Annotated in this window: 10 protein-coding genes and 2 tRNA genes; 2 read left to right on the top strand and 10 right to left on the bottom strand. The window is 49.6% G+C overall.

The annotated features are described in order from the left end of the window. Positions 1-25: 25 nt before the first annotated feature. Entirely contained in the window at positions 26-2,248 is a 2,223-nt protein-coding gene (locus tag C8R14_RS10595; protein WP_110332613.1) for a Tex family protein, read from the bottom strand. A 328-nt stretch (positions 2,249-2,576) separates the two neighbouring features. On the opposite strand from C8R14_RS10595, the gene C8R14_RS10585 reads away from it, so the two are divergent. After that, the gene (locus tag C8R14_RS10585; RefSeq protein ID WP_011633776.1) at positions 2,577-3,371 is read left to right on the top strand and encodes an enoyl-ACP reductase FabI; all 795 of its coding nucleotides are present in this window, start codon (positions 2,577-2,579) and stop codon (positions 3,369-3,371) included. A 29-nt stretch (positions 3,372-3,400) separates the two neighbouring features. Here C8R14_RS10585 and C8R14_RS10580 read toward each other — a convergent pair whose 3' ends face one another. The 9 genes from C8R14_RS10580 to C8R14_RS10540 all read right to left on the bottom strand — a co-directional run bounded on the left by C8R14_RS10580 (position 3,401) and on the right by C8R14_RS10540 (position 8,818). Next, entirely contained in the window at positions 3,401-5,293 is a 1,893-nt protein-coding gene (locus C8R14_RS10580; protein WP_011633775.1) for a SurA N-terminal domain-containing protein, read from the bottom strand. Between the two features lie 91 nt (positions 5,294-5,384). Then, positions 5,385-5,461 (bottom strand) — tRNA-Asp (locus tag C8R14_RS10575). A gap of 59 nt (positions 5,462-5,520) precedes the next feature. Further along, positions 5,521-5,596: transfer RNA gene (locus tag C8R14_RS10570), tRNA-Val, on the bottom strand. Between the two features lie 36 nt (positions 5,597-5,632). Then, the gene (locus tag C8R14_RS10565) at positions 5,633-5,905 is read right to left on the bottom strand and encodes an HU family DNA-binding protein (protein WP_011633774.1); all 273 of its coding nucleotides are present in this window, start codon (positions 5,903-5,905) and stop codon (positions 5,633-5,635) included. Between the two features lie 186 nt (positions 5,906-6,091). Further along, entirely contained in the window at positions 6,092-7,081 is a 990-nt protein-coding gene (locus C8R14_RS10560; protein WP_011633773.1) for an NAD(P)H-dependent glycerol-3-phosphate dehydrogenase, read from the bottom strand. Beyond that, positions 7,078-7,557: an SH3 domain-containing protein gene (locus C8R14_RS10555; RefSeq protein ID WP_011633772.1), complete on the bottom strand. Its 480-nt coding sequence runs from the start codon at positions 7,555-7,557 to the stop codon at positions 7,078-7,080. Before C8R14_RS10555 ends, C8R14_RS10560 begins: the two co-directional genes overlap by 4 nt. A gap of 3 nt (positions 7,558-7,560) precedes the next feature. After that, positions 7,561-8,043, bottom strand: coding sequence for a protein-export chaperone SecB (secB, locus tag C8R14_RS10550; protein WP_011633771.1), 483 nt, complete (start codon positions 8,041-8,043; stop codon positions 7,561-7,563). A gap of 74 nt (positions 8,044-8,117) precedes the next feature. Next, entirely contained in the window at positions 8,118-8,375 is a 258-nt protein-coding gene (grxC, locus tag C8R14_RS10545) for a glutaredoxin 3 (protein WP_041353688.1), read from the bottom strand. Between the two features lie 29 nt (positions 8,376-8,404). After that, positions 8,405-8,818 (bottom strand): rhodanese-like domain-containing protein, encoded by a 414-nt coding sequence (locus C8R14_RS10540; RefSeq protein WP_041353687.1) that lies wholly within the window; start codon positions 8,816-8,818, stop codon positions 8,405-8,407. Positions 8,819-8,979: 161 nt separating this feature from the next. On the opposite strand from C8R14_RS10540, the gene argJ reads away from it, so the two are divergent. Beyond that, on the top strand, positions 8,980-10,209 hold the full coding sequence (gene argJ / locus C8R14_RS10535) for a bifunctional glutamate N-acetyltransferase/amino-acid acetyltransferase ArgJ (protein ID WP_011633768.1): 1,230 nt from the start codon (positions 8,980-8,982) through the stop codon (positions 10,207-10,209).

The raw sequence follows: 10,209 nt of genomic DNA, 5'->3' as shown, positions 1-10,209 counted from the left end.
CCTCATGATCTGGTCATGGTATTTTTCATGGCACTGAGCCTGATAGTTCTTGCAAATTGTTGTCACTAAAGGGTTTTGTGTGCTTGTTTACAATCTGGTGGGGATCCTTGATGAACTTGTTTGCCAGTGAGGAAACGTGCACCAGACCATCCTGATGCACGCCAATATCAACAAATGCTCCAAACGCAGCCACGTTAGTCACAACGCCTTCCAGAATCATGCCGGATTGCAGATCAGTCAGTGATTCAATCCCTTCTTGAAAGGTAGCGGTTTTAAATTCCGGGCGCGGATCACGGCCAGGCTTTTCCAGCTCGGACAGAATATCGCGCACAGTTGGCAAACCGAAGGTTTCATCGGTAAATTCTTCAGCAGTAAGCCCTTTGAGTGTTTCCGGATGCCCCATTACCTGCCCGATTCCTTTACTCAAACGCGCCAGAATGCGCTCCACCACCGGATAGGCTTCCGGGTGAACAGCGGAACGATCCAATGGATTATCCCCGTCGTTGATGCGCAGAAAGCCCGCTGCCTGCTCAAATGTTTTTTCACCCACACGCGGCACTTTGAGAATCGTTCGCCGATTTGGAAACCGACCATGAGCATCGCGATAGCTGACGATATTCTGGGCAAGTACGCGATTAAGGCCGGAAACTTGTGCTAACAGAGGTGCTGATGCGGTATTGACATCCACACCAACCGCATTAACACAATCCTCAACCGTAGCAGCCAGTGATCGCGCCAGAGTACGTTGGTTTACATCATGCTGATACTGACCAACACCGATTGATTTGGGTTCGATCTTGACCAGTTCTGCCAGCGGATCTTGCAGACGTCTGGCAATGGAAACCGCGCCGCGCAAGCTTACGTCCAGATTGGAAAATTCTGCAGCAGCCAGTGCAGAAGCTGAATAAACCGAGGCACCTGCTTCACTGACAACAAGCTTGATCAACTTCAATTCGGGGTGTTGCTCTGCCACCAGCCGAATGACCTCGGTGGCTAATTTATCGGTTTCCCGGCTCGCTGTCCCGTTCCCAATTGAAATCAGCTCAACACCATGCCGGAGCACCAGTTGCACGATGCTTGCCAGTGAACCCTGCCAGTTACTTTGTGGCTGATGCGGATAAATCGTCGTCGTTTCCAGCAATTTCCCAGTGGCATCGACCACAGCCACTTTACAGCCAGTACGATAACCCGGATCAAGCCCGAGTACAGCTTTGGGCCCCGCCGGAGCGGCTAGCAGCAATTCACGCAGGTTGCGGCTAAAAATCCTGATTGCTTCAGTTTCTGCTGCCTCGCGCACCTGCAACAACAGTTCCGCAGTGAGATGCGGATGCACTTTGACACGCCAGGCCCACTGACAAACATCCCCCAACCATTTATCCGCTTTCCGGCCACGATTTTCGATTTTGAAATGTGCAGCAATCATGGCAACACAAGGATGTGGAATTACTTCACGAGAAGTTTCATCCAGGTCCAGATCAATTCTAAGCACTCCCAGTGCCCGGCCACGGAACAATGCCAGCGCGCGGTGTGAGGGAATCAAGCGCACTGGCTCGGCATAAGCATAGTAATCACGGAATTTTTCTTCCTCCGACATTTCCTGACCGGCAACAACCACTGAAGTCACCACGCCTTCCTGCCAAAGTTTATTGCGCAGAATGGCGAGCAGCTTCGCTGTCTCCGCAAAACGTTCAGCCAGAATATCACGCGCACCTTCCAGTGCTGTTTTTACATCGGGAACATTGATTGCCTCTACTCCTTCGGCTGCTGACACCACCTTGATATAGTTTGCGGCTTCCTGTTCTGGGTCGCACGTCGGATCTGTCAGAAGAGTGTCTGCCAAGGGTTCCAGCCCGGCCTCACGCGCGATCTGTGCCCGTGTTCGACGCTTCGGTTTGTAGGGCAAATAAATATCTTCCAGCAGCTGCTTGGTTGCAGCTTGTTCGATTATGTAGCGCAATTCATCGGAGAGTTTTCCCTGCTCCCCAATCGAGGTCAGGATGACCTGCCGCCGTTCTTCCAGCTCGCGCAGATAGATCAATCGTTCTTCCAGCAGACGCAGTTGTGTATCGTCCAGATTGCCCGTTGCTTCCTTACGGTATCGCGCGATAAAAGGCACGGTTGCGCCATCATCCAGCAAGGCTACCGCTGCGCTGACCTGCTGTGGCGCAACACTGAGCTCTGTCGCAATGGCGTTGATAATCTTTCTTTGTACTGCTTCTGAAACTGCTGATATTGTTGAAGAAGTCATAGCGCTGATGGAGAAGAAAGGAACCGGAAAATCGGCCAGGAAAGCTTTGGAAACCGTTCAGCCAGGATATATCATTCAGCAACATATATTCTGTAGCGAACTGCAACCAGAGATCGGTTTATCATACCAGACAACCCGTCAATTGAATCAAGGCTCATCCAGCAAGATTGCAAGGGACATTGCCCAGAAAGACGGAGCCCATGAGCGGTGATACAATGCGCACTACATGTTATACAAGGACAGCAATCCAGCAAGCTAAACCGTAAAAAAACCTCATACGGCCAAGGCACGTTTTAAGACAAACAAATACTAATTGGAGTTTTCGATTATGGGATTTCTAGCTGACCGGCAAATTCTGATTACAGGCCTGCTTAGCAACCGATCCATTGCTTACGGCATTGCCAAGGCGATGCATCGCGAAGGGGCCAAACTGGCATTTACTTATCAATCAGAAGATTTACGCGAGCGCGTTGGCAAGCTAGCTGCCGAATTTAACAGCGACCTGCTGTTTCGTTGTGATGTCAGCCAAGATGAAGAAATTACCCGCTGTTTCAGTGAATTGGCGAGCCATTGGGATGGACTGGATGGAATCGTGCACTCCATCGCCTTCGCTCCACGCGCCGCTCTGACTGGTGATTATCTGGAAAACGTCGATCGGCAAGCCTTTCATATTGCACATGATATCAGTTCATACAGCTTTGCTGCACTGGCAAAAGCTGCCCTGCCGCTGATGCAGGGAAGATCGGCCGCTTTGCTGACACTCAGCTATCTCGGCGCTGTGCGTGTGATGCCGAACTATAATGTGATGGGGTTGGCCAAGGCGAGCCTGGAAGCTAACGTTCGCTTCATGGCGTCAAGTCTTGGTAAACAAGGGATCAGGGTGAATGCCATCTCAGCCGGTCCAATTAAAACGCTGGCGGCAGCAGGAATTGGTAATTTTGGCAGGTTACTAGGTTATGCCGAGAAAGTTGCACCCTTGAAAAGAAATGTGACCACCGAGGAGGTTGGTAACGTAGCTGCTTTTCTCTGCAGCAATCTGGCCAGTGGTATTACCGGCGAAATTACCTATGTTGATGCCGGGTTCAATACCGTCGCATTTAATCTGGACACTGATGAGCAGTAGTAGCCTGCAGGCTACTACTGCTCTTCTTATCAGTCATTCTCCTCAACTGGCTTGATTTTTACTTCGTAGCGTTGCCTGAGGCCAGCAAGATAGGCGTTTAATTCTTCCTGACCGTGTACCTGCTGCAACTGATTGATGAGCATAGTATATTGGGATGATCCACTTTCAGCAGCTGGTACTTTCACCTGATTGATCCGGATCAGGTCAAAACCACCCTTCTTGGTCTTGACTCCAGTATAAGCAGGGAGTTTTTCCACATCTGTTTGAAAAAGTGCGTGTAGCATCTCTTCATCACTCCCTCTTTTCTGAGTATAGGAAATTTCCACTGGCTCTCCCCATTCCAGGGATTCATCAGTCTCTCCTGCCTGCAATTTGGCAAGCTTCTGTTTGCCTTCTTCCTCGGCGGTTGCAGCTGCGATTTGCTGCTTTAGAAGTTCGATAATCTTATCCTTGACCAGTCCGATTGATTGCACACTGGCGGGACGATGCTCAAGTACTCTGGCCGAAACGAAGGTATCAGGAGCCACTTCAATCGCCTCGGTATTGTAATGGTCACGAATAGCGCCCTCCGAAAATATCGCCTGAAGCATACGTTCATTGGCAATAACTGACGGCTCCTTCGAATTACGATCAATCCAGTCACTTTGCTGAACAGACAGATTAAACATCTGCGCTACAGGTTGCAATGTATCACTCTGCTCATAAACAATATTGCTGAAATCTTCGGATAGCTCACCAAATCTGTCAGCAGCCTTCTGACGCTGGAGCGTTTGTCTGATGCCTTCCTTGACTTCATCAAATTTAGCCACATTCGCATCTTTCACTGCGGTCAGCCTGATAATGTGAAAACCAAACGGAGTTTCTACCGGGCCGCGTATTTCATCCAGCTGCATCTCAAACGCCGTATCCTCAAAGGCTTTGACCATCAAGCCACGTGCAAAGAAACCAAGATCTCCGCCTGCTTTCGCCGAACCCGGATCTTCTGACAACTCCTTAGCCAATTCTGGAAATTTGTCCGGATCCTGCTTTACTTGTTCTAGAATTTGTTCTGCCTTAGCCTTAATGGCTGCCTTTTGCTCTTCAGTTGCATCAACCGGAACGGTCAGCAATATATGACTGGCTCTCCGTTCCTCGACCCGACCAAACTCATCCTGATGCTCATCAAAATATTTTTTGATTTCCTCATCAGAAATCTGCTCCTGCTTCGCTAATTCTTCCAAAGAAAGCACAACATATTCGATCCGAACCCGTTCTGGTAACGTGAAATCCTGACGATGACTGTCATAGTATGACTGAATAGCAGCCTCATCGGGTTCAGCCTGATTAATATATTGCTCAGGATTGATTGTCACCCGATTAATCTCGTACTTGGTTTCACTGAGTGAGGCTATTCTGTCCGCAACAGTTTTGGAGACGATCACACTTCCGGTAATACCTTCCAGCAGCTGTTGTCGCATAAGATCACCCGCCAGCCTCGCTTCAAACATTGCGGGAGACATTCCCTGGCGCTGAAGCAATTCACGGTAACGCTCATACGAAAATTTATCGTCCTCGTGGAAAAGAGCGATATTCTGAATTTCGGCAGTCAGACGGGAATCCAGTACGGCCAGCCCAACTCGCCCGGCCTCATGACGCAACAGCTTCTGCTGGATCAGATTTTCCAGAACAGCCATACGCATCTGCGGGCTGTCCAGCAGACTGGCATCAAAATTTTCCCCCAGCATATTACGCAGATTTTCCTGTTGATTACGTAAAGCCTGCTCATATTCCTGGCGGCTGATTTCCTCACCATCAACAGATGCAACATCACTCGCACTACCCATGCCTTGATACGACTCCAGCCCCCAGAACAAGAACGGCAAGAGGGCAATAAAAAGCACGATCTGAACTATCGTCTTCTTTTGGTTTACAAAATCAAACACGGCGAATACCCGAAAAAAAGGAAACAGGGAAAAACAGGGGGAGGAAAAGATGTTATATCATCATGACCGGACATTACGCAAAGTAAAGATATGGCGGAGTGGACGGGACTCGAACCCGCGACCCCCGGCGTGACAGGCCGGTATTCTAACCAACTGAACTACCACTCCCAGTATTACACTCTCTAATAAGAGATCAGCTACAAGATAACTTTACCCAATAATGCTGTTGGTGGGTGCTGACGGGATCGAACCGCCGACATTCGCCTTGTAAGGGCGACGCTCTACCAGCTGAGCTAAGCACCCGAACCCACCCATCTTTTCTTTGCTATCGAAGGAGCGCTAGTTTACAGCATCTTTCAGCGCTTTGCCAGCAGTGAATTTGGGCACTTTAGCTGCCTTGATTTTTATCTCGGCACCGGTACGCGGATTACGTCCCGTACGGGCAGCCCGTTCCCCAACCTTGAAAGTTCCAAAACCTACCAGGGTGACGCTGTCATTCTTGCTAAGCGCATCCTTAATGGCAGATAACGCACCATCCAGTGCATTACCCGCCTCTGCTTTTGTAATATCGGCATGACGAGCAATCGCTTCGATGAGTTCAGATTTATTCATAAATTCCCCTTTGTTTTGCTTCGTTAGGTTGCAGGAAAACACCTCTTTTTACACAGACAACTCTGTATAAACCCTTATATCAAGCCGTTTTGCGGCGGTCAAGTGTTTAACCAGAAATCAGCTTCATTTTTGATAAATTCCCGTTTCACCCGAATCGAGAAAGTATCACATCAGTAAAATCTGCTCTCAATCTGTTTCTGCGCCAGGTTCACGATCAAGCATATTCCTGATTGCACTCTCAACCGGGATTTGTTCGTACAAAATACTGTAAACCGCTTGAGTTACGGGCATATCAATTTGTAGCTGCCGTCCCATTTCGTGCGCCTCTCGAACGGTATACACACCTTCAGTAACATGTCCGATTTCAAGTAAAATCTCTGGCAGTTGACACCCGGCAGCAAGCATCATCCCAACCTGACGGTTCCTTGACAAATCACCGGTACAAGTCAAAATCAGATCTCCAATTCCACTCAAACCGGTAAAGGTTTTCCTATGCCCGCCCAGCGCCACACCCAGCCGGGTAATTTCCGCCAGCCCGCGAGTAATCAGTGCTGCTCTTGCATTATTACCAAACGCAAGTCCGTCAGAAATCCCGGCAGCAATTGCAATTACATTCTTGAGCGCCCCGCCAACTTCAACTCCAACCACATCACTGCTGGAATAAACACGTAAAATTGAAGTATGAATCTCACTGGCAATCCGTCTAGCAAAAGCATCATCATCAGAAGCCAGCGTCAGTGCAGCAGGAAGCCCCATTGCCACCTCTTGGGCAAAACTTGGGCCAGACAATACGCCACAAGTGATCTCCGCCGAATAAACATCCTCAACCACTTGGCAGGGAAGCTTTGCAGTGCCTGCCTCAAATCCCTTGCATCCCAGAACAAGCGGCAATGACTGATTCAAAGCAGCTATCCGCTGCAAAGTTACGCGCAACCCTGCAACAGGCACAACCACAAGAACCAGCTCCGCCTGCTCCAACGCATCACTCAGCGCAGAAGCGAGATGGATGGAATCCGGCAAATGCTGCCCCGGCAGATAACGCTGATTGACGCGCAACGCCGCCAATTCTGCCAAGTGCCCTGTATTACGGGTCCATAACGTTACGTGATGACGTGCCGACAGATAAATTGCCAGCGCAGTTCCCCAGGCTCCCGCGCCAAGCACCGTGATATTCATACACCCCAGACTTGATCAGTTCTGATATAGCCGACCTGGCCATCCTGATGTTTTACTTTTACCCACCCATTTGCGGCAGCACCCAGCCATTCCAGCACCACATCCTGCCGGGCTTGAAACACCAGCGACGAATTCTGATCCGGAGATTGATAAACACTGCCAACAGAAGCATTGACGATCACAAACCGTTTCGGGCTGAGATTTTTATCTTCTACCCAGGCAAGGTATCCATGATAATCCCGTACCTTTACCCATCCCACCACCTTTACCACCACTTCCAGAGGCAGATTTACACTCGCCACATATAATTTTCCGGCATTGAGAGAAGGGGCATCGTATAGAATAGTTGCCGACGTCGCGATCGACAGAAACTCATTTTGACTGCCTTCCTGTGCAATGGCCTTACAGGAAAAAAACAACAATGGAAACAACAAGCCAGCGGTAACAAATCCGGCCCGAAATAGCTGTAATCTCATGAATCAGTGCCTGGTTGTATTATCCACAGGCTGATCAGGCTGTGATACAGCCGCTTCCTGCTGCTTCTGCTGATAAATTGCCTCGAAATTAACCGGATTGAGAATCACAGGCGGGAATCCAGCTCGCGTTACTGTATCCGAGATCGTTTCACGCAGATAGGGAAACAGAATATTTGGACACAGAACACCCAATACTGGCTCAATCTCATTCCCGGGAACATTACGTATCCGGAAAATACCAGCCTGATGAGCCTCTACCAGAAACATAACCTTATCCTTTTCCTTCAGGCGCGCCGTGACAGTCGCCGTCACAATTACCTCGTGGATCTCCCCTTCTATGACATTATCACTGGTAGCCAGCTGAAGATTGATCTCGGGAGATTCCCGTTCCAGAAAAACCTGAGGAGCATGGGGAATTTCCAGTGATAAATCCTTGACATACACTTTTTCAATAACAAAAACGGGCTGCTGCTGTGGTTCAGTCATGGTTGATTCCGGTTAAATACATTTATCAAAATAAATAAGTCAGCTTCCAATAACAATCAGATACCGGCAGACATTCAGCCAGCCAGCAGACTGGCCAGCTCACCCTGTCGATCCAGCATTGACAAATCGTCATACCCTCCAACATGGGTCTGTCCAATATAGATCTGCGGAACCGTTCGTCGTCCGGAACGCCGCATCATCTCGGTTCGTTGCCCTGGTTGCAGATCCACTCTGATCTTCTCAATCTCCTCCACGCCTCTTGCACGCAACAATTTTTCTGCCATGGTGCAATAGGGGCAAAATCCGGATACATACATCACTACCTTGGGCATTTTGTCTCTTTCCGCGCCGTTATCATCCATCACTTTTTCACCAATGGAAGATTCTCACGCTGCCAGGTTTCAATGCCACCAGATAGATTAAAAACCTGTTTAAAACCATTTTTGCGCAAAACGGAACCAGCTCGCCCCGGTCGCAGCCCTGGCGTAAAGATGATAACAACAGGTTTATCCTTGAATCTTTCCAGCTCCTGCCAACGTTCTTCTATCTGCTCCACCGGAATATGGGCAGCATTGGGCGGATGACCACCGGCATACTCACCTTCATCTCTGACATCCAGCACCAGAGCATCTTCATAATTAATCAACCGGATCGCCTGCTTTGTACCAATATCACGGACGGAGTTACGTGCAACCACCGGCCATAGCAGCATGCCACCACTCAGCATTGCCGCCACGATAAAAAACATATTGTCTACCAGAAAAGTTGATTCCATAGATGTATCCAGAATGTATCCGAACCCGCTAAAAATCGTTATTTTAACAAAGTACTCGCGAAACTCCATTCATAGTTTTAGATAATGGAATAATTCCAGGCAACCCGGCGATTTCCTGCGGGATAGGTTACGATAACGTTTTTTCTTACAGACTCTCATTCATGCCAGTCAACATTCCACCGCTACTACCTGAACAGCTGCTGCCGATCCAGGGCATATCATTGGGGACGGCAGAAGCAGGCATCAAGCGATCCGGCCGAAAAGACCTGCTGGTCATCAAGCTTGCCGAAAACACACAAGTTGCCGGTGTTTTCACTAAAAACCGGTTCTGTGCCGCACCTGTTACGGTAGCCAAATCACATCTTGCAGCCCTTTTACCGACTCGCGCACTGGTGATCAATACTGGCAATGCCAATGCCGGCACCGGCCAATCCGGTATTGATCACGCATACGCCACCTGCGCCGCGCTGGCCGGGCTCATTGGCTGCCAGGTACAGCAGATCTTGCCATTTTCCACCGGCGTCATCATGGAGCCACTGCCGGTAGAAAAAATTACTGCCTGCCTGCCCCAGGCAGTGGCAAACCTGGTTCCGGACAACTGGTTTGCTGCTGCTCAGGCAATCATGACGACCGACATTGTGCCCAAGGGCGTTTCCCGCCAGATTCAATTGGGCGGAACGACCGTCACCATCACCGGCATCACCAAAGGTTCGGGCATGATCCATCCGAACATGGCCACCATGCTTAGTTATATCGCTACGGATGCAGCTATTACGCAACCCTTGCTGAACGATTTGGTACACCACACGGCCAATCAATCCTTCAACTGCATTACCGTAGATGGCGACACCTCCACTAACGACGCATTGATCCTGATGGCCACCGGACAGGCGAAGCACAACCTGATCACTACATCAACCGACCTCGGATTTATCACGCTGCAGGCGGCCATTACCGAAGTGGCCATTCTGCTTGCCCAGATGATTGTGCGCGATGGCGAAGGTGCAACCAAATTCATCACCGTGCAAGTAGAAGGTGGCAGGACAGCGGAAGAATGCAGCAAGGTCGCCTATGCCATCGCACATTCCCCGCTGATCAAAACGGCCTGCTTCGCATCCGATCCCAATCTGGGACGAATTCTGGCTGCCATCGGTTATGCCGGCATTGAGGATCTGGATGTCAATCTTGTTCAGCTTTATCTGGAAAATACCCTGGTCGCCGAACACGGTGGCCGTGCTGCCAGCTACCGTGAAAAAGAAGGGCAACGTATCATGCAGGCACCAGAAATTACTATTCAGGTAAAACTCAATCGGGGAAATGCAGCCACCACAATATGGACCTGCGATCTTTCCTATGATTACGTAAAAATCAATGCCGATTACCGCAGCTGA

The organism is Nitrosomonas eutropha, from assembly GCF_003201195.1.
GTDB lineage: Bacteria > Pseudomonadota > Gammaproteobacteria > Burkholderiales > Nitrosomonadaceae > Nitrosomonas > Nitrosomonas eutropha.
This window is presented reverse-complemented; position numbering and strand designations above follow the sequence as displayed.

Coding starts and splice junctions, on each gene's coding strand:
- grxC (WP_041353688.1), bottom strand. CDS start 8,375: ATGCCCAAGGTAGTGATGTATGTATCCGGATTTTGCCCCTATTGCACC.
- argJ (WP_011633768.1), top strand. CDS start 8,980: ATGCCAGTCAACATTCCACCGCTACTACCTGAACAGCTGCTGCCGATC.
- C8R14_RS10565 (WP_011633774.1), bottom strand. CDS start 5,905: ATGAATAAATCTGAACTCATCGAAGCGATTGCTCGTCATGCCGATATT.
- C8R14_RS10555 (WP_011633772.1), bottom strand. CDS start 7,557: ATGAGATTACAGCTATTTCGGGCCGGATTTGTTACCGCTGGCTTGTTG.
- C8R14_RS10595 (WP_110332613.1), bottom strand. CDS start 2,248: ATGACTTCTTCAACAATATCAGCAGTTTCAGAAGCAGTACAAAGAAAG.
- C8R14_RS10540 (WP_041353687.1), bottom strand. CDS start 8,818: ATGGAATCAACTTTTCTGGTAGACAATATGTTTTTTATCGTGGCGGCA.
- secB (WP_011633771.1), bottom strand. CDS start 8,043: ATGACTGAACCACAGCAGCAGCCCGTTTTTGTTATTGAAAAAGTGTAT.
- C8R14_RS10585 (WP_011633776.1), top strand. CDS start 2,577: ATGGGATTTCTAGCTGACCGGCAAATTCTGATTACAGGCCTGCTTAGC.
- C8R14_RS10560 (WP_011633773.1), bottom strand. CDS start 7,081: ATGAATATCACGGTGCTTGGCGCGGGAGCCTGGGGAACTGCGCTGGCA.